Here is a 26,365-nt window from a genome sequence, read left to right on the forward strand (position 1 = left end):
TGTCACTGCACGTAGCGGCGGAGACGCCTGGCGGCGAATTCCCTGAAGTACGCGACCTTTTCGTCCGGGACGATGGACGGGAGCAGGAAGTACCAGGCCCGTTCCATTCACGTCGCCATCTGATCGATGGTCTCGGTGCTGACCGCGACCATATGGACGCCGGTGGTCACCTCCTGCAGCAGCAGGCCGATGGTCTCCGGATCCAGGTCGGGCTGCAAATCGCCCTGTGCGATAGCGCGTTCCGCGAGCAGCCGATGCGTCTCACCCCAGGTCTTGGCGATGTTCTCACCGGTGGCCCCGCGGTAGTCGCCGATCTGATGGGTCAGCTTGAGCATCGCCCCGACCATCGGATCGTTCATCGTCAAATCGGCCACCACATAGGTGATTCCGATGCACGCCTCCAGCGCGGGCACGCGCGGATCGAAGAAGCCCTGACACGCGCTGATCAGTCGCTCATTGCCCTGATCGACCACGGCGCGGGCCAGCTCCTCCTTGGAGCCGAAGTGAAAGTACAAGGCGCCCTTGGTCACATTCGATTGTGCGATGATCTCGGACAGGGACGCGTTCGCGTACCCCAATCGGAGAAAGACATCGGCCGCGCCCGCGAGCACGGAATCGCGAGTGATCTCCGCACGCGCTTGCCTAGCCATCAGATCCGCCTGTCATCAAACCAGCCATCCTGAAGTAGACCGACATCCCGAAGTTGACCGACATCACAGTTCGAACAGCACTCGAAGGATGGGTGAACCGTACCACCCGGCTGCCGTATGCCAGTCGATTCGAGCATTCGACCCGTCCTCCATCGCAATTCACTGGTTAACTCTCCAGTTCCGCCGCTGTGCCACACCATTTTCAGACCTATAGGTCTCGTACGCCTTTGCCACTGGGCCATTCCGACGCCAGCTTGGGGTCGGCCTCCAGATGCGTGAGGCCGTTCCAGCACAGGTTCACCAGGTGCGCGGCGACCACTTCCTTCGAGGGTGATCGCACGTCCAGCCACCACGACGCCGCCGTTGCGACCATCCCCACCAGCGCTTGTGCGTACAGCGTCGCCAGACTCATATCCAAACCGCGACGCTCGAAATCACCGGCGAGTATGTGCGCCACCTGATTTACCGCTTCGTTCAACAGACTGGAGTAGGTGCCCTCGGCGGCGGAGGCCGGTTGATCTCGCACCAGGATGCGGAACCCGTCGGTGCGCTCCTCCATATAGGTGAGCAACGCCAGCGCCACCTGCTCGAGCCGCACCCGCGACCGGTTCTGCGACAGCGACGCGGTGATCATCTCCAGCAGCGTGGACATCTCCCGATCCACCACGACGGCATACAAACCCTCCTTGCCGCCGAAGTGTTCGTACACCACGGGTTTGGACACCTGCGCCCGCTGCGCGATCTCCTCCACCGATGTCGCGTCGTACCCCCGCTCGGCGAACAGCGCCCGGCCGATCTCGATGAGCTGCTGCCGCCGCTGCGTCCCCGTCATCCGCGGACGCGACACCCGGCTGCCATCACCCGAAGTCATCGCCCCGCCTCCCTGTATGCCGTACGAACGTCCTACAACTCAACCAGATGAGAAACAAACTGTCTCAGAGCGCCCCGCCGTCATCTGTCGGCTGGAACACCCGCCGATGCGAACGTCACGACTGCTCCCGTGAGATCGGGGTAACCCGGCGGGGACATCCGAAATCGACCAGGTCCCCACCGACGACCCGCCGGAAAAATCCCTGTTCACCCAGTGCTCGGCAAAAGATTCGCGGAGGCGGTCCAGCAAAAATCGCGTGAAGGCGGGGGCATGTGCGAGTATCTACGCGCATGCCATAGAAACGCAGGTTCGGCGAACCGAACGGTCCGCCGGGTTGCAATCCGCCGTAGTGTAATGGCAGCACCACTGATTTTGGTTCAGTTAGTTCAGGTTCGAGTCCTGGCGGCGGAGCTCGCGAACGGGGTCACTATGGTTGGCCCCGCACATCGCTGACGCAGCACAACTGTGGCCCAGCGCAACAAAGAACTCAGCACGATGACGCGCAGCCGAGGGAGATCCATGCCACAGCAGACCGCCGTCGTCGTTCTCGCCGCCGGAGCCGGAACCCGAATGCGGTCCAAGACCCCCAAGGTGTTGCACCGGATGTCCGGCCGCAGCATGCTCGCGCACGCGCTGCATGCGGCGAACGAGATCGACCCGACGTACCTCATCACCGTGATCGGCCACGACCGCGAACAGGTCGGCGACGCGGTGGGCAAGGTGGGCGCAGAGCTCGGCCGCCAGATCATCCTGGCGGTACAGGAGGAACAGCGCGGCACCGGGCACGCCGTCCAGTGCGCGCTCACCGCGCTGCCGGAGGATTTCACCGGGGACGTCCTGGTCACCTACGCGGATGTGCCGCTGCTGGACGGGCACACCCTGAACGCGCTCCTGGACGAGCATCGCAGTTATACCGAGCGCTCCGCGGTCACGGTGCTGACCTTCGCACCCGAGGATCCGAACGGCTACGGCCGCATCGTGCGCGATGCCGAGGGCCATCTGCTCGAGATCGTCGAGCACGCCGACGCCACCCCGGCCCAGGCCGCCATCGGCGAGGTCAACTCCGGCGTATACGTTTTCGACGCCGCGGTGCTGCGCGTGATGATCACCCGCATCGACACCGACAACGCGCGCTACGAGCTGTACCTCACCGATGTGCTGAAACTCGCTCGCGAGGCCGGACATCCGGTGCACGGTGCGCGACTTCTGGACTCCGCCAAGGTGACCGGGGTCAATGACCGCGTGCAATTGGCCGATGCCGCGCGCACGCTGAACCGGTACATCGTGGAGCGGCATATGCGCGCCGGGGTCACCATCATCGATCCGGCCACCACCTGGATCGACGGCAGCGTGGTCATCGGCCGCGATGCGGTGATCAAACCGGGCGTACAACTGCTGGGCGACACCATCATCGGCGAGGACGCCGAGGTCGGACCCGATTCCACGCTCACCGATGTGGTCGTCGGCGAGGGTGCGAAGGTGGTGCGCACGCACGGCGAGAAGGCCAATATCGGCCCGGGCGCGAATATCGGCCCGTTCGCCTATCTGCGCCCCGGCACCTCGGTCGGCGAGGCCGGAAAGCTGGGCGCGTTCGTGGAGACCAAGAACGCGAAAATCGGCGCGCACTCCAAGGTTCCGCATCTGACCTATGTGGGCGACGCCACCATCGGCGAGCACAGCAACATCGGTGCGTCCAGCGTCTTCGTCAACTACGACGGCGTGCGCAAGCATCACACCGTGGTCGGATCGCATGTCCGCACGGGCAGCGACACCATGTTCGTCGCACCGATCACCGTGGGTGACGGCTCCTATACGGCGGCAGGTACTGTACTGCGCAGAAGCGTTCCACCGGGGGCTCTGGCGGTGTCGGGCGGAGCGCAACGCAATATCGACGGCTGGGTGCAGCGCAATCGCCCCGGCACCGATGCCGCCCGCGCGGCCGAGTCGGCTCTCGCGGGCAACTCGGACGAACCGAGCAAGACCGAGATATCCAACGAGCAAAAGGATGGCGAACGTCCGTGACCGCGTTCTCTACCGAAAACCACAAGAACCTGATGCTGTTCTCGGGACGCGCTCATCCCGAGCTCGCCGAGGCGGTGGCCAAGGAACTCAACGTCCATGTGACCCCGCAGACCGCGCGCGATTTCGCGAACGGCGAGACCTTCGTCCGGTTCGAGGAATCGGTTCGCGGCTCCGACGCCTTCGTGCTGCAAAGCTTCCCGGCCCCGCTGAACCAGTGGGTCATGGAGCACCTCATCATGATCGACGCCCTCAAGCGTGGTTCGGCCAAGCGCATCACCTCGGTGCTGCCGTTCTACCCGTACGCCCGCCAGGACAAGAAGCACCGCGGTCGCGAGCCCATCTCGGCCCGCCTGATCGCCGATCTGCTCAAGACCGCGGGCGTCGACCGCATCATCACCGTCGACCTGCACACCGATCAGATCCAGGGCTTCTTCGACGGCCCGGTCGATCACATGCACGCGCAGGTGCAGCTGGCCGAGCACATTCGGAATAACTACGCGCTGGACAATATCGCCGTGGTCTCCCCGGACGCGGGCCGCGTGAAGGTCGCCGAGAAGTGGGCCAACTCGCTCTCGGATGCGCCGCTGGCGTTCATCCACAAGACCCGTGATCCGCTGGTGGCCAATCAGGTCGTGGCCAACCGCGTGGTCGGCGAGGTCGAGGGCCGCACCTGCATCCTGATCGACGACATGATCGATACCGGTGGCACCATCGCCGGTGCGGTCAAGGTGCTGAAGGAGGCTGGCGCGGGCGATGTCGTCATCGCCGCCACGCACGGCATCCTGAGCCATCCGGCCGCCGAGCGCCTGGCCAATTGCGGCGCGAAAGAGGTCGTGGTCACCAATACGCTGCCCATCGACGAGGACAAGAAGTTCCCGACGCTGACGGTGCTCTCGATCGCGCCGCTGCTGGCGCAGACCATCCGCGAGGTCTTCGAAAACGGCTCTGTGACAGGGCTTTTCAACGGCAACGCTTGACCGCCTCCCCGGATCTTCAGCGCACGGCCAAGAGCCCCTGAAGTCCCATTCGCGTGCCCACCGTCGGGTGCGCCCCAAGTTTTGGGCGTACCCGGCGAGTTATCCGCCCTCACGAAATCAGTTGTCGCGTTCCAAGGCGCGGCGGCGGTAGCGTTGCACCCGTATGCCACTTGCTACGGGTGCGCTGACGCGCGGAGAGGTGTGGTTCCGTATGGACGACCGGCGCAATGATGACGAGGATCAGCTCATCGACGAGGTGCTCGACACCGAGGACATCGAAGACCTCGACTACGACATGGGCGATGACGACCAGGCCGACGAGGTGCGCGAATACGAGCGCTATATCGCCGACCCACCGGACGAACTCGTCATCCGCAACCGCGAGAACGAGGATAACGGCAGGCTCGGCATCGAAGCCGAACTCGACCAGGAGTGGACCCGCCGCCGCCGGCGCGATGAGAACAAGGCCGAGGATGACCGGCCCGCGGAGCTCGCCGCCATGGAAATCGTCGACGAATTGGGCGACTAGCGCATTTTGCGGGGGCCGCGCTGTTACGCGGGACGGCCCGCAGTGTGATACCCATGGAAAGCGTTCACACCGACCTCCAAGGAAGGCGCGACATGAGCACGCCGCCGCACGAACCCCAGTCCGATCCGGGCGACATGTTCAAGAAGAAGCCCGACGCCACACCGGAAGGCTCGGCTCCGGAAAGCTCGACGCCCGCGCCTTCGGGTCAGCCGCAGGATGCGCCCGCCGCGGGGCAGTGGAGCGATCCGGCGCAGCCCGCGGCCGGGCAGTGGCAGGACGCGCCGACCACGCAGTACAACCCGGGCGCTCCGGGATCGCAGCCGCCGCAGGGCGAATATCCGGCGGGTGGGATGTACAACTATCCGCCGATGGGCGGACAGCCGCAGGGTGAGCAGGCCGGGTATCCGGCGTATCCGCAGCAGCCGTATCCGCAGCAGCCCTATGGTCAGCAGCAGTACGGGCAGCAGCAGCCTTACGGACAACAGCCGTACGGGCAGCCGGGATATCAGCCGTTTCCCGCGCAGCCGTACGGCGCACCGCCGCCGCGCTCCGGCACGCAGGTCTTCTCCATTATCGGATTCGTCTGCGCCGCAATCGCTTTGCTGTTCTGCCCGCCCGGATTCGGCATCGCCGGAATCGTGCTCGGCATTATCGGCAACAACAAGGGTGAGCCGCTCGGCAAGTGGGCCGCCATCGCCGCGGGCGTATGCATGGTGCTCGGCTTCATTATCGGACTCGCCATCTACGGCTCGAGCCTGAACTGAGCCATGACCACGTTCACCGGATTCCCGCTCGCCGGACTCGACTTCTACGATGACCTCGAGGCCGACAACTCCAAAGCCTTCTGGACCGCGAACAAGAAGGTGTGGGAGACGGCGGTGCGGGATCCCATGCAGGCCCTGCTCGCCGAATTGGAACCGGATTTCGGGACGGCCAAATTCTTTCGGCCGTATCGCGATATCCGGTTCTCCAAGGATAAGACGCCCTATAAGAATCATCAGGGCGCGACGGTGCACGCCACCTCCGGGGGCGGGTGGTATGTGCAGATCGGGGCGGGCGGGTTATTCGTCGCCGCGGGGATCTACGGGCCCTCACCGGCGCAGCTCGCTCAGTTGCGCAGCACCATCGACAATGAGGTGCGCGGGCCGGAACTGGAGCGGCTGCTGGCCGGAATGGTCAAGGCGGGGTACACGATCGGCGGGGACAAACTCGCCACCAAACCCAAGGGGTACGCCGCCGACCATCCGCGGATCGAACTGCTCCGGCACAAATCCCTGGTCATCAGTAAGGATTTCGGGGCTCCCCCCTGGTTGGAGACTCCCCGCGCGGCGAAGGAGATTCGCGCCGCGTGGGAAGCCATGCGCCCGACCATGGAATGGCTTGCCGCCGTGACGGGTTGAGTCAGCGGCGTTCGGCCAGCACCAGCGCGAATCGGCCGTCCGGATCGGTCCAAATGCGCTCGGTCGCGAATCCCGCCGCGGCCAGCTCCTTTTCCAGACCCGCGCGGCGGAATTTGGCGGAGATCTCGGTGCGCAGTTGCTCGCCCTTCGCGAAGTCCACCGTCAGATCCAGTTCGGCGATGGTGACGGTGACCGCTTCGGTTGCCTCCAAACGCATTTCGATCCACTCGTGCTCGGCATCCCAGAGCGCGATATGCGCGAATTTCTCCGGCTCGAAATTCGCGTCCAGCCGGGAATTGAGCACGTGCAGCACATTGCGATTGAATTCGGCGGTCACCCCGGCGGCATCATCGTAGGCGGGCACCAGAATCGCGGGATCGATCACCAGTCCCGCACCGAGCAGCAGTTGTTCGCCCGGCTCCAGCACATCGTGCACACCGGCCAGGAATTCCGCGCGCTCGCGCGGCGCCAGATTGCCGATGGTGCCGCCCAGGAAGGCGATCATGCGCCGCCCGCCGCGCGGCAGATTGTCCAGGGTGGCGGTGAAGTCACTGACCACACCGTGCACGCTCAGCCCCGGGAATTCGGCCGCGACCTGATCGGCCGCTGCGGTCAGCGCCGAGACCGAGACATCCTGCGGCACATAGGTCTTCAGCGGTCCCTCGGTGGTGAGCGCGTCGAGCAGCAGCCGGGTCTTGGCCGCCGAACCCGCGCCGAGCTCCACCAGCACCTCGGCCTGCGCCAGCCGGGCGATCTCCCCCACCACCCGCTCCAGCAGGGCCCGCTCGGTGCGGGTCGGGTAATACTCCGGGAGTTCGGTAATGAGCTCGAACAGTTCGCTCCCGCGTGCATCGTAGAACCACTTGGGCGGCAACCACTTCGGTTCCGCCGTCAGCCCCGCGCGCACATCCGCGCGCAGGGCGGCGGTCAAATCCTCGTCCGTCAAATGAATGTCCAGCGATGCGGCACTCATGAACCAGCCCTTCCGATTTCGATATCCAGGTCCTGCACCGACAGCCACCCCGGCCGCGCCACGACGATCTGCCGATCCCCGACGGCCTGCCACCGCGGATCGTCGTCATAGGGCTCCGAGGCGACCACCACGAACTCATCCCCCACCAGCACCGACAGCGCATGCCGCCACGTAGTGGCCCACACCGTCTCCCCATCCCCCACCAGCAAATTCAGCCGAGCCCCCGGCGACAACCCCGCCACCGCCCGAACAACCTCGCGCAGTGCGGCCTCCGGCGACGATTCGCTCTCCAGCCGACCGCGCAGGATCACCCAGAGGGCGGCGGAATCCGTCATCGACTCGGCCTCCAGGAGAGACGGTGAGTCGAACTTCGTTGCGACGGCGGTGAGGGTGCCGCGCCAGTCGGGAATCACGCCGTTATGGCTGAAAGCCCAGCGGCCGTGGGTGAATGGGGCGCACGCGGTGCGCTCCACCGGCATGCCTACCGTCGCCGAGCGGATCGCGGCCAACACCGCGGGTGAATGGATCTGTGGGAGAACCTCATCCACGGCCGGATCGGTCCAGATCGGAGCCGCATTGCGATAGCGGGTCGGCCCGGCCTCCCGCGTACCGAGGTTCGATGCGGAATTCCGCCTGCCGGTTGATTCCGGTCGGGGGTCGGCGGCGGCCGGGTCCGGGGGCGGCGGGCTTTGATCGGTGGGGGCGGGCCGGATTGTGGCTTCGGTGGGGGGTGTGGGGGTCCACCAGGCTATGCCGAAGCCGTCGGCGTTGATGGTGCCGCCGCCGCGCATATCGCGGGGAGCCCAGGATTGGGTGCGGAGGGAGTGGGGGCCTCGGGTGAGGAGGTCGGCTACGGGGGCGGGCGGGCCGAGGTAGGCGAGGTGGCGGCACATCAGAGGTCCGCCGGGGTGAGGTCTCGGGCCAGGCGGAAGCCGGCGAAGATCTGGCGGCGGATGGGGTGGTCCCAGTTGCGGAAGGTGCCGCGGACTGCGACCTCGTCCGCGCCGAAGGAGCCACCGCGCAGGACTCGGTAGTCGCCGCCGAAGAAGACCTCGGAGTATTCGCGGTATGGGAAGGGGCGGAAGCCGGGGTAGGGGGTGAAGTCCGAGGAGGTCCACTCCCAGACGTCGCCGATCAACTGGTGCACGCCGTGCGGGGACACGCCCGCCGGATAGGCCCCGGCGTCGGCCGGTTCCAGGTGGCGCTGACCGAGATTCGCGGTTTCCGGGGTGGGGTCGGCATCGCCCCAGGGGTAGCGGCGGGAACGGCCGGTGGCGGGGTCGAAGCGGGCGGCCTTCTCCCATTCCGCTTCCGTGGGAAGGCGTTTGCCCGCCCAGGCGGCGTACGCCTCGGCCTCGAAATAGCAGACGTGCAGGACCGGCTGGTGCGGGCGCAGCGGCCCCATGGTGCCGAAAACCCTGCGCCACCAATGGCCGCCGCCGTCCCGCTCCCAGAATTGCGGGGAGATCAGACCGGCCTCGGTGCGATGCGCCCAACCGCGCTCGGACCAGAGTTCGGGACGGTCGTAACCGCCGTCCGCCATGAATTCCAGATACTGCGCATTGGTGATGGGCGCGATATCGATGGCGAAACCCGGCACGTGCACCGGGTGCGCGGGCCGTTCATTGTCCAGCGCCCACGGATCGCTATCGGTGCCCATGACGAATTCGCCTGCGGGAATGACGACTTCGCCGCGCACCGGATGCGTCCCGGTCGGCGGGGCGGGTGCGCCGAGCACCGCCTCCCCCTGCCGCAGTTGGTGCGTGGCGAGCATGGTCTCGTCGTGCTGCTGCTCATGCTGGGCGATCATCCCGAACGCGAACCCGTCGGTGACCAGCTCCGCACCGCGTAATGGACTGTGCTCCAGCACATCCCACACCTTCGCGCGCACCTGCCCGACATACTCCCGCGCCTGCCCCGGATTCAACAGCGGCAGCGCGGGCCGATGCGCCCGGGCGTGCTTGAACGCGTCATACAGCTCGTCGATATCCGAGCGCACGGCTTCCCGCCCACCCACGTCCCGCACCAGCCACAGCTCTTCCTGATTGCCGATATGCGCCAGATCCCACACCAGCGGACTCATGATCCGCGAATGCTGCGCCACCAACTCGGCCTCATCCAGGCAATCGGTCAACCCCGCGGTCCGCGCCCGAGACCGCTCCAACACCCGCGCGATCCGCTCCCGCAGCCGTTCCGTCTCGCCCCGATCAGTGCCCGGTAGCTGAATAGTCATGAGAAAACTCCGAATTCGATTCGAGAATGAAAAGCGCCCGGCCCTTGTCACCGCGCGCCGAAGCCCGGCGGCCGCTGCTGATGCGCGCCGCCGTGGGCGCGCTCATACGCCGGGCCCGGATTCTGGATCGGTGGTGGGTGGTGAGCCCCGGCGACATCGGTCGGCAGCGGCCGCCAATTCCGCCGCGGCGGTGGGAGATGCGGCGTGGGCGGTGGCCAGGTCCAGGAGAGCTACCGCGGCGGCACGGATTTCGGGGTCGGCGAGGCCGTAGCGGGCCGCCTCGGACCAGAGTCCGGCGGTCGAAGCGGCGAGTGCGGTCGCTTCGGCCACCACCGCCGGTGCGGAGACCAGGGCGTCGATGGCGTGCACCGGGACCGTCCAACTGTCGCCCGGCTGGGCGTCCAGGTAGCGGACTTCCAGATGGCCGGAGGCCCGGACCGGAGGGAAGACCGTGGTCAGGTGGTAGTCCAGGTCGGATTGGTCTGGGCGGCGACCGATTTCGTCGTCCAGCGCACCGCACAGCCAGTCGGCGAAGGTCGCACCGGGGGGAGCCGACCAATCCGCGGTGGACGCGGGCACACCGGAGCCATTGCCGTGCGCGTCCGGCCGTACGCAGAGCAGGGGTACGTCCAGGACCCAGCGGGCGTAACCGGCGACCGGATCGGGCCAGTCGTGGACGGGTGGGCGGGTGCGGAGGTGGTCCAGGCGGAGCCAGGTGCGCATGCGCTGGGAGGCCCAGGCGCCCGGGGGCGCACCGCTCAGGGTGGGTGAACAGGCGAAGGCGGCCAGCAGGGCGGGGCCGATGGCGTAGAGGGCGGTGAGGCGGGCGGTGATGTCCGCATCGTCCGCTCCGGCGTCGATGCTGACCTGGGTGGCCGCCGTATTGCACATCATGAGTGCGCCGAAGGGACCGATTCCGGCGAAGGAGCGCTCCATGGCGCGATAGCGCGGGAGTTGGAGCAGGCGCTGGGGTCCGCGGGCCGGATCGGCGGAGGCGGAGAAGGTGTGGATATCGCGGGATTCCAGGAGTTCCCGCAGGCGCACCGTATCGGTGCGCAGGCGCTCACACAGTTCGGCGGCGGAGCCGAACGGGGCACTGGAGAGTTCGATCTGGCCGCCGGGTTCGATGGTGACCCGGCTACCTCCCGGCAGTGGATGCGCCGGGGAATCTGGTGAAATGGACTGCGGCGCATAGGGCCCCAGTGCGTCCGCCAGCACAGTCAACTGTGGACGCGGGGCCGACGCCGAAGGCTCCCCCTGCGCGGTGAGCCACTCCAATTCGGCGCCGATGAGCGCGGGTGGACCCTGCTTGAAACAGACCTTACCGATATAGGCCTCCGCCGCGGCCCGGCTGGAGAACTCACTCCCCGGAGCCCGCGCGACCCGCCCGGTCTGCACGGCGGTGGTCTGCCCCGCATGCCCGGCAACTCGCGGCAAATCGGTGAGGGATGTCGAAACCGCCATGCCAACCTCCGCTCGAGTGAACTTCGACCGCCCGGCGCACCGGGCGATCAATCCAGGGTAGCGAGGAACACCGACAACAAAACTTACGAATTGGGGAACACCCCAACCGATATGGTCGATCCCATGGTGAATATTGCCCGTTTGCGTGCCGATACCCCGGGTTGCGAGGGCCAGGTCTTCCTGGACAGCGCCGGTTCCTCACTGCCCCCGAGTATCGTCGTGGAGACCGCGATCGCTCACCTGCGCCGCGAAGCCGAGATCGGTGGCTATCGCGCCGCCAACGAACGCCTCGATGATCTGTACGCCGTCAAGACCGCGATCGGCCAGCTCATCAACGCCCCCGCCGAGGCCATCGCGCTCAGCGACAGCGCCAGCCGCTCGTGGAGCGACTTCTTCTACTCGGTCCCGCTGGCCCCCGGCGACCGCATTCTCATCTCCGGCGCGGACTACGCCAGCAATGCCATCGCCGCCCTGCAACGCGCCCGGCACACCGGGGCCGTGGTGGAGACGATTCCCAGCGACAGCAGCGGGCAACTCGATCTCGACGCCCTGGAATCCATGGTCGACGAACGCGTGAAACTGGTTTCACTGGTACATGTTCCGACCAATGGCGGGCTGGTGAATCCGGTGGCCGAGGCCGCCCGCATCGCCCGCCGCGCCGGTGCGCTGGTGCTGCTGGACGCCTGCCAATCCGCGGGCCAGTTACCCCTGGACATCGCCGAACTGGGTGTGGACGCGCTCTCGGCGACCGGCCGCAAATGGCTGCGCGGCCCGCGCGGCACCGGCTTCCTCTACGTGCGCCCGGAATTGGCCGCCACCATGGAGCCGACCCGGCTGGATCTGCACGGCGCCGCCTGGACCGGCCCCGCCGAATACACCCTCGCCCCCGATGCCGGGCGCTTCGAATTCTGGGAGTGCGACATCGCGGGCCGCCTCGGCCTGGGCGCGGCCGTGCGGTACCTGCTGGAGCAGGGCCCCGCGCAGATCTATCAGGCCATTGCCGAGCGCGCCGAATACCTCCGCAAAACCCTCCAGGAGATCCCCCGGGTGACCGTTCGCGACCGCGGCACCCAGCACGCCGGCATCGTCTCCTTCACCGTCGACGGCCTCGCCCCAGTGGACGTCCGCGACCTGCTCGCCCGCGACCGCATCACGGTGACGGTGAGCCACCGCTCCTCCACACTGCTCGATATGACCGACCGCGACCTCGATTCGGTGGTGCGCGCCTCCCCGCACGCCTTCCTCACCTTCGAGGATCTCGACCGCCTGGCCGACGCGGTGACGGCACTGCCCTGACGATCTTGTTGCGAAGGTTGTGCACCCCGGCAACTATTCCGAAACGGTTAACGCGGGGTGGGTGGCGGCGGGATAGTTGAGGAGTTGGCCAGCGTTTGAGGAGTCGATCGTGAGCCGCTTCACCGAGGAAATGTATGCCACCGCGCGCACATCCACGCATGGGCTGGTGACGGGGGAACCCGAAGCCCCGATGCGGCAGTCGTGGGGCGAGATCCACCGCATCGCAAGGCAAATGGCGGGTGGCCTCGCCGACGCCGGAATCGGGCACGGCGATGCCGTGGGCGTATTGGCGGGTATGCCGGTCGATATCGCCCCGGCCTGCCAAGCCGTCTGGATGCGCGGTGGGTCGATCACCATGCTGCACCAGCCCACCCCGCGCACCGACCTACAGATGTGGGCGCATGACACCGAGACGGTGCTGCGCATGATCGAGGCGCGCGCAGTGGTTTTGGGCGCGCCGTTCGAGGCCGCCGCTCCCCTGCTCGCCGAGCGCGGAATCGCCGTGGTGACCATCGAGCAGATGCGCCGGGGCACGGCGATCGATCCGCTGCCGACGGGTGAGGACGATATCGCCCTGCAGCAGTTGACATCCGGCTCCACCGGCTCCCCGAAGGCGGTGCGGATCACGCACGGCAACTTCTTCGTGAACGCCTACGCCATGTTCGATCGGGTGAAATTCCACCTCGACGACGACGTGATGATCAGCTGGCTACCGCTCTTCCACGATATGGGCATGGTCGGATTCCTGAGCGTGCCAATGCAGTTCGGCGCCGAGGTGGTCTGCGTGACCCCGCTGGACTTCCTGGTGCGCCCGATTCTGTGGGCCGAGCTCATCTCCAAATATCGCGGAACCGTCACCGCCGCACCGAACTTCGCCTATTCCCTGCTCGCTCGCAGACTTCGCAATGCCGATGACGGCGCTTTCGATCTGAGCAGTGTCCGCTATATGTGGAATGGCGCGGAGCCGGTGGACGCCGACACCATGGACACGCTCGCCGAAGCCGGAAAACGCTTCGGGCTCAACCCGATGGCGCTCACCCCGGTCTACGGCATGGCCGAAACCACGCTCGCCGTCTCGATTCCCGATCCCGGGCTCGGCCAGATCCTCGATGTGGTCGACGCCGATCTGCTGGAGGCGATCGGCAAGGCGGTACCGGTGCGCGATCCCGAACACCATCACAGCGCGGTACGCCGTCTGCCCACCCTGGGCTACCTGGTCGACAATCTGGAGGGCCGGGTGGTGGACGCGGATCGACAGCCGCTGCCGGTCCGCAGTGTCGGTGTGATCGAATTACGCGGTCCCGCAGTGACTTCCGGCTATGTGACGGTCGAGGGCTTCCGCCCCGCCCAGGACGCCGACGGCTGGCTCGATACCGGCGATATCGGCTATTTCACCGAGGACGGTCTGGTGGTGGTCTGCGGCCGCATCAAGGACGTCATCATCATGGGCGGCCGCAATATCTTCCCCACCGATATCGAGCGAGCGGCCCTGCGCATCAAGGGGGTTCGCCCCGGCAATGCGGTGGCGGTGCGGCTGGACGCGGGCCAGAAACGCGAGAGTTTCGCGGTGGTGGTGGAGAGCAACGACTTTCAGAATCCGGGCGAGGTCAAACGCATCGAGCACGATATCGTGCACGCGGTCTTCTCCGAGGTGGGCGTCCGCCCGCGCAGTGTGACCATCCTGGGTCCGGGCGCGCTGCCGAAGACCTCCTCGGGCAAGCTGCGGCGCTCGGCGACCACGGCGCAGTTGGGCTGAGACGAGAACGCCCCGTCCGGAAATTCCGAACGGGGCGTGAGACTCTCCGTTGGACAGCTCAGTGCAGCTGGTTCTGGGCGGGCTCGAGGCCCACGCGCAGCAGCATCTCCACCGCGTCCGCGGCCTGCTCCACGATCACCGGAACCTCTTTGCGCTCGGCCGCCGAGAACGGCTTGAGCACATAGTCGGCGGGATCCTGGCGGCCCGGCGGACGGCCGATGCCGAACCGCACGCGCAGATAATCCTTGGTGGTCAACGCCTGCGACATCGAGCGCAGCCCGTTGTGCCCGCCCTCACCGCCGCCCTGCTTCAACCGGATCACGCCGAACGGCAGATCCAGTTCGTCGTGGATGGCGATCACCTCGGTGGCGGGCACCGAGAAGAATTTCGCCAGCGCCGCGACCGGGCGACCGGACAGGTTCATGAAGCTGCGCGGTTTCGCGATCAGCACCTTGCGCCCGTCCAGGCGCGCCTCGAGCAGATCCGCACCCGATTTCTTGTGCACGGTGAAACGGCCGCCGACGCGCTCCGCGAGCACATCGGCGACCATGAATCCGACATTGTGCCGGGTGCGCTCGTATTCGGTTCCGGAATTGCCCAGTCCGACAACGAGCGCGGGCCCGGCCGACGCCTCGGTCACGAGAACCGTTGGGGGGCGGTATTACTCGGCGGCGGCTTCGCCGGCGGCAGCGGCCTCGGCGGCCTCTTCGGTCTCCTGTGCGGAGGCCGGGGCGGCGATGATGTTGACGATCAGCGACTCCGGGTCACCGGCCAGGGTGACGCCCTCGGGCAGGGTGATGTCGCCCGCGTTGATCTGGGTGCCGGCCTCGACGCCCTCGATGGAGACATCGATGGACTCGGGCAGGTTCATGACGTCGGCCTCGATGGAGATCACGGTGACATCGGAGGTGACCAGGGTGCCGGAGGCGGCCTCGCCGACCAGGTTCACGTGCACATCGGCGACGACGCGCTCACCGCGACGGATGACCAGCAGGTCGGCATGCTCGATGTAGCGACGGATCGGGTGCACGACAACCGACTTGGTGAGCGCCAGGTGCTTCTCGCCCGCGATGTTCAGGTTCAGCACGGCATTGGTGCCGTGCTCACGCAGGATGGCGGCGAAGTCACGCGCGTTCACGGCGAGGTGCTGCGGCTCGGTGTTGTGGCCGTAGAGCACGGCGGGGACGTTGCCGTCGCGGCGGGTGCGGCGGGCCGCGCCCTTGCCGAACTCGGTGCGTACGGTGGCTTCGAGAAGGTTGGCGTCGGACATGACTGTCTACTCCTACGGCTCGTCCGGGCTGATGTCAGTGTGCCGGCCAGGGGAACTTGCCGCCCTGGCGCGATGTTGGTCGATTCGCCTGGCGAAGACCAACAGGGACGGCCGGAAGCCGAAACCCGTCGATCACGGTGGACATTTTTGGGGTGCCGCACCCTCGCCGAGACAACCTGAAGACTCTAACACGCGGTCATAGATGCCCCACACCGCCCCCACCTCGAGCTATACGCGCGTCGCGGGCGAACTAGGCGGCCTCGGCCCGCGCGGCGAATGTGGCCGCCCGCCGCCCGGCTTGTCCAACGTGCCCGTCGCACAGTTGCCGGGTGCGGGCATGCCCAACTTCCGCCGCAATTCGCCGTCGAGCGCCCGGAGGTGTTCACCCTGATGTTCCGGCACGACCTCCTCGAGGGCGCGGGCGAGAACCTGCGGGCCACCACCACACCGCCCATGTTCCGGCGCTGGCGCGATCTCGTCGCCACCGCGAGCACTCCCCAGGCCGCCGGCGGCACCCCCCTGACGCCGACGAAATCGCGCTCAGCCGCTGGACCAGCCTGCACGGGGTGGCGACCCCGGTGGCCAATCGCAGCCGCGAGGCCATGGCCCCCGGCTTCGACGCCGACCGACGGTCACCGCCGCCATCACCCACCACCTGCCCAGGTGAGGGTGTTCGCGTACCCTGGTTCGGTTGCCTCGTCTGTGAAGGAGTCCCCCGTGAGTTCCCCGACTACCAGTGCGACCACGCCCCGGACCGGGCGGTTGGCCGACGAGGTGGCCCGGCGGCGCACCTTCGCGGTGATCTCCCATCCCGACGCCGGTAAGTCGACGCTGACCGAAGCGCTGGCGCTGCACGCCAAGGTGATCTCCGAGGCGGGCGCGATCCACGGCAAGGCCGGCCGCAAATCCACCGTCTCGGACTGGATGGAGATGGAGAAGGCGCGCGGTATCTCCGTCAGCTCCACGGCCCTGCAATTCGAATACGGCGACTGCGTCATCAACCTGGTCGACACCCCCGGTCACTCCGACTTCTCCGAGGACACCTACCGCGTGCTCACCGCGGTCGACGCCGCGGTCATGCTGATCGACGCCGCCAAAGGCCTGGAACCGCAGACGCTCAAGCTCTTTCAGGTCGCGCGCGATCGCGGAATTCCGGTCATCACCGTCATCAACAAGTGGGACCGGCCGGGCCAGGCGCCGCTGGAACTCCTCGATGAGATCACCGATCGCATCGGCCTCACCCCGACCCCGCTCTTCCTGCCCGTCGGCATCGCGGGTGATTTCCGCGGACTGCTGCGCCGCGGCGAAGAGGGCGCACCGGCCGAGTACATCCACTTCACCCGCACCGCCGGTGGCGCGACCATCGCGCCCGAGGAACACCTCACCCCCGAACAGGCCGCCGAACGCGAGGGCGAAGCCTGGATCACCGCCGTCGAGGAGAGCGAACTGCTCTCCGCCGCGGGCCAGGATCATGATCAGGAACTGTTCCTGGCCGGGCACACCTCGCCGGTGATCTACGGCTCCGCCATGCTGAATTTCGGTGTGCGCCAACTCCTCGAGACGCTCATCGAGCTCGCGCCCGCACCGCGCGCCCGCATCGACATCAATGACCGCCCGCGCGAGACCGAGGACCCGTTCAGCGCCGTCATCTTCAAGGTGCAGGCGGGGATGGACACCGCGCATCGCGACCGGCTGGCATTCATGCGCATCGTCTCGGGGGAATTCGAGCGCGGCATGGTGGTGACGCACGCGCAGACCGGTCGCCCGTTCGCCACCAAATACGCGCTGACCATCTTCGGCCGCGAGCGCTCCACCGTCGATACCGCGTACCCGGGCGATGTGGTGGGCCTGGTCAACGCGACCGCCCTGGCTCCCGGTCACACGCTGTACGCCGAGAAGAAGGTGCAGTTCCCGCCGATCCCGTCCTTCGCGCCGGAGCATTTCGCCACCCTGCGCGCGCAGAGCGCCGGTAAGTACAAGCAGTTTCGAAAGGCCATCGACCAGCTGGACTCCGAAGGCGTTGTGCAGGTGCTGCGCAATGACATTCGCGGTGACGCGTCACCGGTGCTGGCCGCCGTCGGTCCCATGCAGTTCGAGGTGGTCACCGCGCGCATGCTCGGTGAGTACAACGTCGAGACCCAGCTCGACTTCCTTCCGTACCAGTTGGCCCGCCGCACCGATGCCGAATCCGCGGTCGAGCTCGGACGCCAGCGCGGCGTGGAGGTCTTCACCCGCACCGACGGTGTCATGCTCGCGCTCTTCGGTGACAAGTGGAAGCTGGCGTATGTGCAGAAGGAACACCCGGATCTGACGCTGGAACCGCTGGTCGCCACCGCGGACTAGCAGCCGGGCGCATGCTCACCGGCGGGGTGGATCCCGGCCGAAAGCATGCCGGGATGACGGGGGTCGAATCAGCCCATGGTCCCCGTCGCGTCGGGGGGCATGGGGTCGGTGCGCGGGGTGTCCGCCGGATCGCGGGCGATGAGCCCCCAGCGGCTGGAGGTCAGGCGCAGGCTGGGGAGATCCGAGAGCGAGAGCACCACCTCGTAGGTGCGCTCATAGCCGGTGTGCGCGATGCGCCAGTTGCCGTCCTCGCACTTCACGTACTGGTCGGAGTAGAAGGCCGCGCCGCGCAGCAGCATATTGTGGCCCGGGATCAGGACCGTATCGGCGAGGTACCAGGTGCCGACGGCGGTATCGCCGGTGATATCGATCTCCGGGTGGTCGCAGCGGTGTTCGGTGATCACGTGCGGGCCGAGGGTGTTGCGCATGAACGCCAGGAACGCGTCACGGGATTCGAACTGGAGGTACTCGCTGTAGGTGGCGGTCGCCTCCGGGATCATGGTGTCGGCGAACTCCTCCCACGACTTGGTGTCGAGGGCACGCAGATACCGGAACTTCAACCGGCTTATCGCGGCGACCGCATCGGAATCCATAACACCCACAATCCCATCAGAGGTGCGGGATACTGCGGCATTTAGAGCAGATCTGTACCGTATCGCTACCGTTCCGCCACTGGGCACCCCGGTCCGCACCGGGGTGCGAGCGCCGCTAATTTCCGATGCTGAAGCAGGTGGTGCAGAAGTCCTCGCCGAACTCGGTGAGGCGCAGGCTCTTTCGGACGATCTTGGGCGCGCGGCCCGCCTTCTTGAGGGCCGACTCCACCACCGGCTGCACCTCCAGCACCATATAGCGCGACAGCACCACCGGATCGTCGGAGGTGGTGGTCAGGCCCAGGCGGTTGAGGTTGATCAGATAGTGGCGGGCGCGGTCCGGATAGCGCACGCCCGCCTGCTCGGGCACCGAGGTGAGATCGCCCTGGACCAGCTCCGAGCCGATGCCCAGCGGGCGATTGGTCCGCACGTCGACGGTGGGCTGCGGGCCGTTCAGGGCCATGAAACGCAGGATGCGCGCCTCATCCGGGGCGAGCTGATCGAGAATGCGGTCGTACGCCGGGTGCACATCCTCGTTGAAGTAGACATCGGCCGAGCGCGCGAGCAGTGCGTCACCGCGGCGACGCAGTTCCTCGCTGGAGGCCGAACGCAGCAGTCCCCCGACGCCGATGGCCTGCTGACTCGGCCCGCCCACCGGAGTCGGTACGTAACTGACGATTTCGCGCACCGACCCCTCGGTGACGCCGAGTGCGCTGCGCGCGATGGACCGCAGCGCGGCCCCCGTCCGCTCGGCGATATCGGCCGAGGATTCCCCGTCCAGGGCCGCCTGCGTCAATTGCTTGGTGATATCGAAGCTCGTCTCGACCGCCCACTGGCCCGAGCGCGCCGCGGTGCCGACCGCGAGCCCCGCCGCCCGGAAGACGCCGCGAATCAGTCGGGCCTCATTGCTGATCTGGCGCTGCTCGACGTCCGAACTGCGTTCCACGGCACGGGGACCCGGACGGACCACCTCGCCTGCACCCCCCTGCGACTGCCCGGTCCTGTCGTCTGTCACGTCCATCTCCGAATATTGCCAGGTGAACTGATTCGTCCACAGATTATTGCCCCCGACAGACCTACGGGTTCGGCGAACCCCCGCCATTCTCGTTGGTGAACTCGAATGAGTGGAACACCGGGGCAACCACTGTGACACAGATCTCCGACCCAGACACTCTCTCACTGGACTCGCTTCCGGAATCCGAAGTAAGGTCCGGGATGCCGATGGGGTTGACGCCGGCGGTGGTACCGGTGCGTGGTCGGCAGGAGGGTGACGTTGCTAGAGAGTGTCTTCGGAGTCCACCCGACAATTTTGCTGGAACTGATCACGATTCCGTTGTTCACAGGGGTTATCGGTTACATCACCAACTGGACCGGCGTGCTCATGCTGTTCAAGCCGATCGCCTTCCACGGGTTTCGCATGCCCGGTCTCGCGGCCCTGTTTCCCTTCCTGCCCAAGCGAATTCAGGTGCTGCCGCTGCTCCAGTACGACGGGCGGATGGGCTGGCAGGGCATTGTTCCCTCGCGGGCGGACAAGATGGCGAGTATCGCGGTCGACAAAGGATTGGCGAAACTGGGCAGTGTCGCGGACTTCTATCGCGAACTCGAACCCGACAAGCTCGCGGAACATCTGACTGAAATAGCGGAACTCCAGATACGCGACATCGTGGAAGACATCCTGCGGCGCGAACATCCGCAACTTTGGTACAACCTGCCCAATGGCGTTCGGGAGATGGTGCACGCCCGCGTCGCCGAACAGCTGCCGACAATTCTGCGCGAACTCACCGATGAACTCGGCAACAACATCGATCAACTGCTGGACGTCAAGCAGATGGTGATTCGCTACTTCCAGGCGCGACCGCAGTTGCTCAACAGCCTGTTCCAGGTGCTCGGCGCCAAAGAACTCCGATTCATGCAGAACTTCGGTTTCTACTTCGGCGCGCCCATGGGCCTGGTGCTGGTCGGGATTCTGCACTGGACCGGATGGTCCGCGCTGGCGGTGCTGCCGATCGGCGGGATCGTCATCGGCTGGGTGGTGAACTGGGTCGGCATCAATATGATCTTCGCGCCCGCCTATCCGAAGTGGTGGGCGCCGTGGCGGCAGGGGCTGCTGGTCAAACGGCAGCCCGAGATCACCGAGGGCTACGCGGACATGGTGGCCAGCCAGATCATGACCGTCGCCAATATCGGTGACGAGCTGCTGAACGGTCCGCGCTCGGACCGCACCATGCAGATGCTCGCGGACACCCTCAAGCCCGCCGCGGACCAGGCGCTCGGACCCGCCCGCGGGGCGGTGAAGTTCTTCCTGGGAGATCGCGAATACGACTCGCTGCAGGACAGTTTCACCGCCGAGTCCATGAAGATCGCCCCGATCGCCTTCGCGGACCCGGCGTTCAACGTGCGCCAGGGCAAGCAGGTGCAGGAGTACATCGCCAAACAAATGTCGGCACTGCCGCCGCCGGAGTTCGTGGACATGCTGCGTTCGGCCATCAAACAAGATGAATGGCTCTTGTTTGTCCATGGCGGTGTGCTGGGGCTCATAGCCGGTTACGCTCACCTCCTGATCTTCGGAACAGGAGTGGCTACCTCATGGATATGACCGAAACCGATTCGGGCGAAGGGGAACCCGCCGATACCTCCGCCGAGCTGGTGCGTCGGCCCGCCGCACCGCTGCCGGTTCCGGTGGTCGCGCCGAGGGGTTCGGCCGGACCGGTGCGCGCGGCCACGGGTGTGATGCGCGTTGCCATGTCGGCCGCGGTCGAGGCCGGGGTGTGGGGTGTGAGCACCGCGCTCGGGGTTACCTCGGTGGTGGTGCGCGGCAGTATGGCCGGTCAGGTCCCGCGCGAGATTCTCTCCGAAGCCGGTGCGCAGGTACGGCATTCGGTGCGGCAGGCGCTGGGCGTACCCGCGCCCGTGTCGGCCGAGACCGCCGCCGAACCCTCCTCCGGTACGGTGCTGCGGGCGCGCGGCGCCGAATTGCTGCGCCGCTCAGCCGAATTCCACCATGACGACGACGCCCATCGACATCCCGCCTACGCCCGGATCCTGGGCGAGCTGGCGCCCGATGAGGCCCGCATCATCCGATACCTGTACCTCGACGGACCGCAGCCGCTGCTCGAAGTGCGCGGCGGGCGTGGCGCCAACGGCGGCCAGTTCAACCTGCTCGGCGAGGACGCGGGACTGCGCTACCCGAATCGGGTCGAGGAGTACCTCACCAATCTCGACCGGCTCGGGCTGGCCGATGTGACCCGGGAGCCGCTCGGCAATCCCAACCGCTATCAGCTGCTGGAAGCGCAGCCCGAGGTGCGGCGCCTGTTGAAGCGCGCGGGCTTCGGCACCAAAGTCCTGTACCGCACCATCGAACTCACCTCGTTCGGCGCGGGATTCGTCCGCACCTGTCTGCCGATTCCATCGCTGGACCACCCCGCTCGCATGGAGCAGCACGGGTAAATAGCCCTCTCGTCATCCCGGCATGATATTGGCCGGGATCCACCGAGAGACGTTGCCGCGCTGCGGGTGTGGATTCCGGCCAACGCGCCGGGATGACGGGCCGGGCCGGTCAGAGGTCGGCGAGTTCGAGCCAGCGCTCCTCGGCGGCTTCCTTTTCGGCTTGGACCTGCTCGAGTTCGGTGCCCAGGGCGATGAGCTCGTCCGGGGTGGCGGCGGCGTCCGCCAGGGCGGCGTGCAGCTTCGCTTCGCGCTCGTCGAGCTTCTGGATGGAGCGTTCCAGCTTGGAGAGCTCCTTGCGGGCAGCGCGATAGGTGGCCGAATCCGTCGCGGCGGCCGAGGAATTCGCGGTGGCGGACTTCGGCGCGGCGGCGGACGCGATGACGGCGCGCTTCTTCAGGTATTCGGTGATACCGCCCGGCAGATTGGTGAGCTTGCCGTCGCCGAACAGCGCCCAGGTGGTGTCGCAGATGCGCTCCACCAGGTACCGGTCGTGCGAGATGACGACCATGGTGCCCGCCCAATTGTCCAGGAGGTCCTCCAACTGCTGGAGGGTGTCGATATCCAGGTCATTGGTGGGCTCGTCCAGGAGCAGCACATTGGGCTCGCTCATCAGGATTCGGGTGAGTTGCAGGCGGCGGCGCTCACCACCGGAGAGATCGCCGACCGGGGTGCGCTGTTTGGCGGGGGTGAAGCCCAGCCGCTCGGCCAGCTGACTGGCGCTGATCTCCTTATCGCCCAGCATGGTTCGCATGGCGACGTCCTGAACCGCTTCCAGCACACGCATATCCAGGGGCAGATCGTCGAGTTCCTGGCGCAGCCAGCCGATCTGGATGGTCTGGCCCTCGATCCGCCTGCCGGACTTCAACTCCTGCTCACCCGCGAGGGCGCGCAGCAGCGTGGTCTTACCGGAGCCGTTCACACCGACCAGGCCCACGCGCTCACCGGGTGCGAGCCGCCAGGTCAAGTCCCGCACCAGCTCCCGGCCGTCCGGGGTGGCCAGGGTGGCGTCCTCGAGTTCGATCACCACGCGGCCCAGGCGTTTACGCGCGAACGAGGCCAGCGCGACGCTGTCGCGCGGGGCGGGCACATTGGCGATCAGGGCCTCGGCGGCCTCGATGCGATAGCGCGGCTTGGAGGTGCGCGCCGGTGCGCCGCGGCGCAGCCAGGCCAGCTCTTTGCGGGCCAGATTCTGGCGGCGCGCCTCACTGGCGTCGGCCTGCCGGGAACGCTCGGCGCGGGCGAAGATCCAATCGTTGTAGCCGCCCTCGTAGGTCTCCACCTTGCCGCCCTGCACCTCCCAGGTGCGGGTGGCGACGGTGTCGAGGAACCAGCGATCGTGGGTGACGACGATCAGCGCGCTGCGCCGGGCGACCAGGTGTTCGGCGAGCCACTGCACACCCTCGACATCGAGGTGGTTGGTGGGCTCGTCCAGGACCAGCAGATCCAGATCGCGAACCAGCGCGGCGGCCAGCGCGGTACGGCGGCGCTCACCACCGGAGAGATTGCCGACCAGCGAATCCATCCCGAGGTCGGCGATACCGATGCCCTCCACCACGGTGCGAATGCGGGTGTTGGAGGCCCATTCGTGCTCGGCGACACCATCGGTCATCTGGTCTTCGGCGAGTCCGGCCAGCACCACCTCGCCGACGGTCGCGCCCTCGGGCAGCACACCGCGCTGGGTGACCACGGCCATCCGCAGGCCGCCCACTCGGCTGACCCGCCCGCTGTCCGGTGGCTCGAGCCCCGTCAACACCTCCAGCAGCGTGGTCTTACCGCCGCCGTTCAGACCCACGACCCCGATCCGCTCCCCCTCCTGCACGCCGAGGGAGACGTTCTCGAGCAGAGGGTTGATCCCGAAACTCTTGTTGACCTGTTCCAGATTGATCAGGTTGGCCATGAAATCTGTGCCGCCTCTCCGCGCCTTCAGCCGAACTGTAAGAGCCTACTCACCTCGCGTCGAGGACCGGCGGCCACGTACCTGGGCACCCGCGCCCGTCCCCGAGGAGTTACCCCGACCCCGCGAAATCAGTCGTCGCGTCACCGCTTCGCGGTATCGGCCGGGCTGCTGAGAATGCGGGCGCCGGGGACCGGGCCGTAGGCGGTGCGGACGCTGCGGCAGACGCCCGCGCCGGAGAGTTCGGCGGCGACCGCGACCGCGGCGTCCTCGGATTCGCAGAGGAAGGCGCAGGTGGGGCCGGAGCCGGAGACTATGCCCGCCAGCGCGCCCGCGGTGACGCCCGCGCGCAGAGTGCGGCGGAGTTCGGGCTTGAGGGAGAGCGCGGCGGCTTGCAGATCATTGCCGAGCAGGGGTGCGAGCTGTTGCGGGTCGCCGGAGGCCAGGGCCTGCAGCAGGGCTTCGGGGCTGCCGAGGCGGGGCGGTTCGCCGACCTCGCGCAGGCGGTCGAGTTCACCGAAGACCGCCGGGGTGGACAGCCCGCCCTTGGCCAGGGCGAGGACCCAGTGGAAGGTGTTGCGGCACAACACCGGAAGGAGTTCCTCGCCGCGACCTCGGCCCAGCGCGGTCTGACCGTGCAGGGCGAAGGGGATATCGCTGCCGAGTTCGGCTGCGATATCGGACAATTCACCGCGCGAGAGCCCCAGCTCCCACAGATCGTTCAGGCCGAGCAGGGCGGCGGCGGCATCGGCGCTGCCGCCCGCCATACCGCCCGCCACCGGAATGCCCTTGGCAATGGCGATTTCGACCAGGGGCGCGCGCCCGCCGAGCGGTGCCAGGCGGACCGCGGCCTGCCACACCAGGTTTCCGCGATCGGTGGGCACCTGATCGGCGCTCTCGCCCGTCACCCGCACGGTGAGGGCGGCGGCGGGCGAGATCTCCAGATCGTCACTCAGCGACAGGGCTTGGAAAACCGTGGTGAGGTCGTGATATCCGTCCTCGCGAAGATCGCCCACCCCGAGGTGCAGGTTCACCTTCGAGGGCGCGCGCACGACGACGGGGCTGGGCACAACAGACAGCACGCGGGACAGCCTAGTTGCAGTTCCCTACAGCAGCGCGCCACCGGTGGCGTCGATCCACTGGCCGGTCACCCAGCGCGAATCCTCCGATGCCAGGAAGCCGACGATATCCGCGACGTCGGCGGGCTGGCCGACGCGGTTCAGCGGGGAGCGGGCGGCGGTGGCGGCCTGCCCCTCGGGCGTACGGAGCCAATCGGCGTTCATATCGGTGTCGATCGCGCCGGGGGCGACGGCATTGACCGTAATACCCCGGGAGGCAAGGTCTTTGGCCAGGATGCTGGTCAGCGCGTCGATGGCGGCCTTGGTCATGGTGTAGGCGAGCAGCTGCGGCTGATACGCGCCTCGGGTCAGGCCGGTGGAGACATTGACGATGCGGCCGTTGTCCCGCAGGCGATCCAGGCCGAGCTTGGTCACGAAGAACGGCGATTTGGTGTTGACGGCGAAGACGCGGTCGAAGGATTGCTCATCGGTGCCGGTGATCGGTTCGCGGATGCCGTCGGTGCCCGCGTTGTTGACCAGGATGTCGAGCCCGTCGGCGTGCGCGTCGAAGGCGCTCCACAGGGCTTGCGCATCGCCGGGAACGCCGAGCGTGGTCTGGATGGCGAAGGCCGAACCGCCCGCGCTCTCGATGGCGGCGACGGTCTCCTTGGCGGCGGCGGTATTGCCGTTGTAGTGCACGGCCACCCGGGCGCCGTCGTGCGCCAGCCGAAGTGCGATAGCGCGTCCGATACCGCGTCCACTACCGGTGACCAGTGCCGTCTTGCCTGCGAGGGTGCTCATGAGCTGGGCTCCTTTTATCTAGCGATCGTTACAGAATGGGACCGTAGCACATTATCTAGCGAGCGCTATAAAATGCGGATATGGCCACACCCACCCGGGGCCGACCCCGCAAATTCGATCGCGACGCCGCGCTGGACAAGGCGCTGCGGCTGTTCTGGCGACAGGGCTACGAGGCCACTTCGATCAGCGACCTCACCGGCGAACTCGGCATCGGCGCACCCAGCCTGTACGCGGCCTTCGGCGATAAACAGCAGCTGTTCAACGAGTCCATCGGGGTGTATGTGAACCAGTACGCGGGCTTCGCGGCGCGCGCGCTCGCCGAGGAGCCGACGGCCTGGGACGCGGTCGCCCGGACCCTGCGCGAGGCGGCGGTGGAATACACCGAACCGGGACTTCCGAACGGCTGCATGGTGATCAGCGCCGGGATCAACACCACGAACACCGAGGTCGCGGCCATGCTCGAGGCTATGCGCACCGCGAATGTGACCGCCTTCGCCGAGCGCATCGAGGCCGATATCACCGCGGGGCGACTGCCCGCGAAGACCGATGCTCGGGTGCTGGCACGCTATATCGGCGTGGTCATGCAGGGCATGTCACAGTCCGCACGCGATGGCGCGAGCCGGGCGGAGTTGCAACAGGTCGCCGAGCTGGCGCTACAGGCATGGCCGAACCCGAGGCCCGCGAAAGGCTGAATTCTCCCGGTCGAACCGCTTGCGTCAGGTACCCATGGGGGGTATGTTTCAGAGGTGTTCGGGGATACCCCCACACCGTATAGCGCGAGTCGAGGAGTC

Annotated in this window: 23 protein-coding genes, 1 tRNA gene and 1 pseudogene; 12 read left to right on the plus strand and 13 right to left on the minus strand. The window is 67.0% G+C overall.

The window, feature by feature from the left end; genetic code table 11:
• Nucleotides 1–2: 2 nt before the first annotated feature.
• Both NA10_RS19510 and NA10_RS19515 read right to left on the minus strand, forming a co-directional pair.
• Nucleotides 3–650, minus strand: a pseudogene (locus NA10_RS19510) (TetR family transcriptional regulator).
• Between the two features lie 208 nt (nucleotides 651–858).
• Complete coding sequence (locus NA10_RS19515; protein ID WP_067570011.1) at nucleotides 859–1,482, minus strand: TetR/AcrR family transcriptional regulator; 624 nt, start codon at nucleotides 1,480–1,482, stop codon at nucleotides 859–861.
• Between the two features lie 379 nt (nucleotides 1,483–1,861).
• Between NA10_RS19515 and NA10_RS19520 the strand changes: the two genes are divergently transcribed.
• The 6 genes from NA10_RS19520 (at nucleotide 1,862) to NA10_RS19545 (ending at nucleotide 6,449) form a co-directional block, all read left to right on the plus strand.
• A tRNA-Gln gene (locus tag NA10_RS19520) sits at nucleotides 1,862–1,932 on the plus strand.
• A gap of 108 nt (nucleotides 1,933–2,040) precedes the next feature.
• On the plus strand, nucleotides 2,041–3,543 hold the full coding sequence (gene glmU / locus NA10_RS19525) for a bifunctional UDP-N-acetylglucosamine diphosphorylase/glucosamine-1-phosphate N-acetyltransferase GlmU (protein ID WP_067570013.1): 1,503 nt from the start codon (nucleotides 2,041–2,043) through the stop codon (nucleotides 3,541–3,543).
• Nucleotides 3,540–4,520 carry a ribose-phosphate diphosphokinase gene (locus tag NA10_RS19530; protein WP_067570015.1) on the plus strand — a complete coding sequence of 327 codons (981 nt, stop codon included), beginning with the start codon at nucleotides 3,540–3,542 and terminating at the stop codon, nucleotides 4,518–4,520. The genes glmU and NA10_RS19530 overlap by 4 nt, the downstream gene beginning before the upstream one ends.
• 163 nt (nucleotides 4,521–4,683) lie before the next feature.
• Complete coding sequence (locus NA10_RS19535) at nucleotides 4,684–5,049, plus strand: hypothetical protein (RefSeq protein WP_245677604.1); 366 nt, start codon at nucleotides 4,684–4,686, stop codon at nucleotides 5,047–5,049.
• A 92-nt stretch (nucleotides 5,050–5,141) separates the two neighbouring features.
• On the plus strand, nucleotides 5,142–5,813 hold the full coding sequence (locus NA10_RS19540; protein ID WP_067570019.1) for a hypothetical protein: 672 nt from the start codon (nucleotides 5,142–5,144) through the stop codon (nucleotides 5,811–5,813).
• 3 nt (nucleotides 5,814–5,816) lie between these two features.
• The gene (locus tag NA10_RS19545; protein WP_067570021.1) at nucleotides 5,817–6,449 is read left to right on the plus strand and encodes a DUF2461 domain-containing protein; all 633 of its coding nucleotides are present in this window, start codon (nucleotides 5,817–5,819) and stop codon (nucleotides 6,447–6,449) included.
• Between the two features lies 1 nt (nucleotide 6,450).
• Here NA10_RS19545 and egtD read toward each other — a convergent pair whose 3' ends face one another.
• The 4 genes from egtD to egtA all read right to left on the minus strand — a co-directional run bounded on the left by egtD (nucleotide 6,451) and on the right by egtA (nucleotide 11,053).
• The gene (gene egtD, locus NA10_RS19550; RefSeq protein ID WP_067570023.1) at nucleotides 6,451–7,422 is read right to left on the minus strand and encodes an L-histidine N(alpha)-methyltransferase; all 972 of its coding nucleotides are present in this window, start codon (nucleotides 7,420–7,422) and stop codon (nucleotides 6,451–6,453) included.
• Complete coding sequence (locus tag NA10_RS19555) at nucleotides 7,419–8,315, minus strand: class II glutamine amidotransferase (RefSeq protein WP_084514981.1); 897 nt, start codon at nucleotides 8,313–8,315, stop codon at nucleotides 7,419–7,421. Before NA10_RS19555 ends, egtD begins: the two co-directional genes overlap by 4 nt.
• Nucleotides 8,315–9,655 carry an ergothioneine biosynthesis protein EgtB gene (egtB, locus tag NA10_RS19560; RefSeq protein WP_067570027.1) on the minus strand — a complete coding sequence of 447 codons (1,341 nt, stop codon included), beginning with the start codon at nucleotides 9,653–9,655 and terminating at the stop codon, nucleotides 8,315–8,317. The genes NA10_RS19555 and egtB overlap by 1 nt, the downstream gene beginning before the upstream one ends.
• A 102-nt stretch (nucleotides 9,656–9,757) precedes the next feature.
• Complete coding sequence (egtA, locus tag NA10_RS19565; protein ID WP_067570128.1) at nucleotides 9,758–11,053, minus strand: ergothioneine biosynthesis glutamate--cysteine ligase EgtA; 1,296 nt, start codon at nucleotides 11,051–11,053, stop codon at nucleotides 9,758–9,760.
• Nucleotides 11,054–11,242: 189 nt separating this feature from the next.
• On the opposite strand from egtA, the gene NA10_RS19570 reads away from it, so the two are divergent.
• A complete protein-coding gene (locus tag NA10_RS19570) occupies nucleotides 11,243–12,415 on the plus strand; it encodes an aminotransferase class V-fold PLP-dependent enzyme (protein WP_067570130.1) in 1,173 nt (390 codons plus the stop codon).
• A gap of 109 nt (nucleotides 12,416–12,524) precedes the next feature.
• On the plus strand, nucleotides 12,525–14,171 hold the full coding sequence (locus NA10_RS19575) for a fatty acyl-AMP ligase (RefSeq protein ID WP_067570029.1): 1,647 nt from the start codon (nucleotides 12,525–12,527) through the stop codon (nucleotides 14,169–14,171).
• Nucleotides 14,172–14,229: 58 nt separating this feature from the next.
• On the opposite strand, the gene pth is transcribed toward NA10_RS19575, so the two are convergent.
• Nucleotides 14,230–14,811 carry an aminoacyl-tRNA hydrolase gene (gene pth / locus NA10_RS19580; RefSeq protein ID WP_067570031.1) on the minus strand — a complete coding sequence of 194 codons (582 nt, stop codon included), beginning with the start codon at nucleotides 14,809–14,811 and terminating at the stop codon, nucleotides 14,230–14,232.
• Nucleotides 14,812–14,832: 21 nt separating this feature from the next.
• Nucleotides 14,833–15,441 carry a 50S ribosomal protein L25/general stress protein Ctc gene (locus NA10_RS19585; protein ID WP_067570033.1) on the minus strand — a complete coding sequence of 203 codons (609 nt, stop codon included), beginning with the start codon at nucleotides 15,439–15,441 and terminating at the stop codon, nucleotides 14,833–14,835.
• 717 nt (nucleotides 15,442–16,158) lie between these two features.
• Here NA10_RS19585 and NA10_RS19590 point away from each other — a divergent pair.
• A complete protein-coding gene (locus NA10_RS19590; RefSeq protein WP_157556618.1) occupies nucleotides 16,159–17,784 on the plus strand; it encodes a peptide chain release factor 3 in 1,626 nt (541 codons plus the stop codon).
• A gap of 68 nt (nucleotides 17,785–17,852) precedes the next feature.
• Here the strand turns inward: NA10_RS19590 and NA10_RS19595 are convergent, their stop codons facing one another.
• Both NA10_RS19595 and NA10_RS38745 read right to left on the minus strand, forming a co-directional pair.
• Complete coding sequence (locus NA10_RS19595; protein WP_067570037.1) at nucleotides 17,853–18,377, minus strand: nuclear transport factor 2 family protein; 525 nt, start codon at nucleotides 18,375–18,377, stop codon at nucleotides 17,853–17,855.
• 115 nt (nucleotides 18,378–18,492) lie between these two features.
• Nucleotides 18,493–19,395, minus strand: coding sequence for a DUF4393 domain-containing protein (locus NA10_RS38745; protein ID WP_084514985.1), 903 nt, complete (start codon nucleotides 19,393–19,395; stop codon nucleotides 18,493–18,495).
• Between the two features lie 312 nt (nucleotides 19,396–19,707).
• Here NA10_RS38745 and NA10_RS19605 point away from each other — a divergent pair, with 312 nt between their 5' ends.
• Together NA10_RS19605 and NA10_RS19610 are read left to right on the plus strand one after the other, a co-directional pair.
• Nucleotides 19,708–20,970: a DUF445 domain-containing protein gene (locus NA10_RS19605; protein ID WP_245677605.1), complete on the plus strand. Its 1,263-nt coding sequence runs from the start codon at nucleotides 19,708–19,710 to the stop codon at nucleotides 20,968–20,970.
• Nucleotides 20,961–21,821, plus strand: coding sequence for an Abi-alpha family protein (locus tag NA10_RS19610; RefSeq protein ID WP_245677606.1), 861 nt, complete (start codon nucleotides 20,961–20,963; stop codon nucleotides 21,819–21,821). Before NA10_RS19605 ends, NA10_RS19610 begins: the two co-directional genes overlap by 10 nt.
• A 109-nt stretch (nucleotides 21,822–21,930) precedes the next feature.
• Here NA10_RS19610 and NA10_RS19615 read toward each other — a convergent pair whose 3' ends face one another.
• The 3 genes from NA10_RS19615 to NA10_RS19625 all read right to left on the minus strand — a co-directional run bounded on the left by NA10_RS19615 (nucleotide 21,931) and on the right by NA10_RS19625 (nucleotide 25,574).
• The gene (locus NA10_RS19615) at nucleotides 21,931–23,718 is read right to left on the minus strand and encodes an ABC-F family ATP-binding cassette domain-containing protein (protein ID WP_067570039.1); all 1,788 of its coding nucleotides are present in this window, start codon (nucleotides 23,716–23,718) and stop codon (nucleotides 21,931–21,933) included.
• 140 nt (nucleotides 23,719–23,858) lie between these two features.
• Entirely contained in the window at nucleotides 23,859–24,797 is a 939-nt protein-coding gene (locus NA10_RS19620) for a 4-(cytidine 5'-diphospho)-2-C-methyl-D-erythritol kinase (RefSeq protein ID WP_067570041.1), read from the minus strand.
• Between the two features lie 24 nt (nucleotides 24,798–24,821).
• The gene (locus NA10_RS19625; protein WP_067570043.1) at nucleotides 24,822–25,574 is read right to left on the minus strand and encodes an SDR family oxidoreductase; all 753 of its coding nucleotides are present in this window, start codon (nucleotides 25,572–25,574) and stop codon (nucleotides 24,822–24,824) included.
• Nucleotides 25,575–25,654: 80 nt separating this feature from the next.
• Here NA10_RS19625 and NA10_RS19630 point away from each other — a divergent pair, with 80 nt between their 5' ends.
• On the plus strand, nucleotides 25,655–26,266 hold the full coding sequence (locus NA10_RS19630) for a TetR/AcrR family transcriptional regulator (protein WP_067570045.1): 612 nt from the start codon (nucleotides 25,655–25,657) through the stop codon (nucleotides 26,264–26,266).
• Nucleotides 26,267–26,365 lie beyond the last annotated feature (99 nt).

Source organism: Nocardia acidivorans NBRC 108247 (genome assembly GCF_001625085.1).
Lineage (GTDB): Bacteria > Actinomycetota > Actinomycetes > Mycobacteriales > Mycobacteriaceae > Nocardia > Nocardia acidivorans.

Excerpts from the sequence above, each read along its gene's own strand:
- NA10_RS19595 (WP_067570037.1), bottom strand. The coding sequence starts at position 18,377 with ATGGATTCCGATGCGGTCGCCGCGATAAGCCGGTTGAAGTTCCGGTAT.
- egtB (WP_067570027.1), bottom strand. The coding sequence starts at position 9,655 with ATGACTATTCAGCTACCGGGCACTGATCGGGGCGAGACGGAACGGCTG.
- NA10_RS38745 (WP_084514985.1), bottom strand. The coding sequence starts at position 19,395 with ATGGACGTGACAGACGACAGGACCGGGCAGTCGCAGGGGGGTGCAGGC.
- glmU (WP_067570013.1), top strand. The coding sequence starts at position 2,041 with ATGCCACAGCAGACCGCCGTCGTCGTTCTCGCCGCCGGAGCCGGAACC.
- egtD (WP_067570023.1), bottom strand. The coding sequence starts at position 7,422 with ATGAGTGCCGCATCGCTGGACATTCATTTGACGGACGAGGATTTGACC.
- NA10_RS19610 (WP_245677606.1), top strand. The coding sequence starts at position 20,961 with ATGGATATGACCGAAACCGATTCGGGCGAAGGGGAACCCGCCGATACC.
- NA10_RS19625 (WP_067570043.1), bottom strand. The coding sequence starts at position 25,574 with ATGAGCACCCTCGCAGGCAAGACGGCACTGGTCACCGGTAGTGGACGC.
- NA10_RS19540 (WP_067570019.1), top strand. The coding sequence starts at position 5,142 with ATGAGCACGCCGCCGCACGAACCCCAGTCCGATCCGGGCGACATGTTC.
- NA10_RS19570 (WP_067570130.1), top strand. The coding sequence starts at position 11,243 with ATGGTGAATATTGCCCGTTTGCGTGCCGATACCCCGGGTTGCGAGGGC.
- NA10_RS19545 (WP_067570021.1), top strand. The coding sequence starts at position 5,817 with ATGACCACGTTCACCGGATTCCCGCTCGCCGGACTCGACTTCTACGAT.
- NA10_RS19535 (WP_245677604.1), top strand. The coding sequence starts at position 4,684 with ATGCCACTTGCTACGGGTGCGCTGACGCGCGGAGAGGTGTGGTTCCGT.
- NA10_RS19630 (WP_067570045.1), top strand. The coding sequence starts at position 25,655 with ATGGCCACACCCACCCGGGGCCGACCCCGCAAATTCGATCGCGACGCC.
- NA10_RS19585 (WP_067570033.1), bottom strand. The coding sequence starts at position 15,441 with ATGTCCGACGCCAACCTTCTCGAAGCCACCGTACGCACCGAGTTCGGC.
- NA10_RS19615 (WP_067570039.1), bottom strand. The coding sequence starts at position 23,718 with ATGGCCAACCTGATCAATCTGGAACAGGTCAACAAGAGTTTCGGGATC.
- NA10_RS19555 (WP_084514981.1), bottom strand. The coding sequence starts at position 8,315 with ATGTGCCGCCACCTCGCCTACCTCGGCCCGCCCGCCCCCGTAGCCGAC.
- NA10_RS19515 (WP_067570011.1), bottom strand. The coding sequence starts at position 1,482 with ATGACGGGGACGCAGCGGCGGCAGCAGCTCATCGAGATCGGCCGGGCG.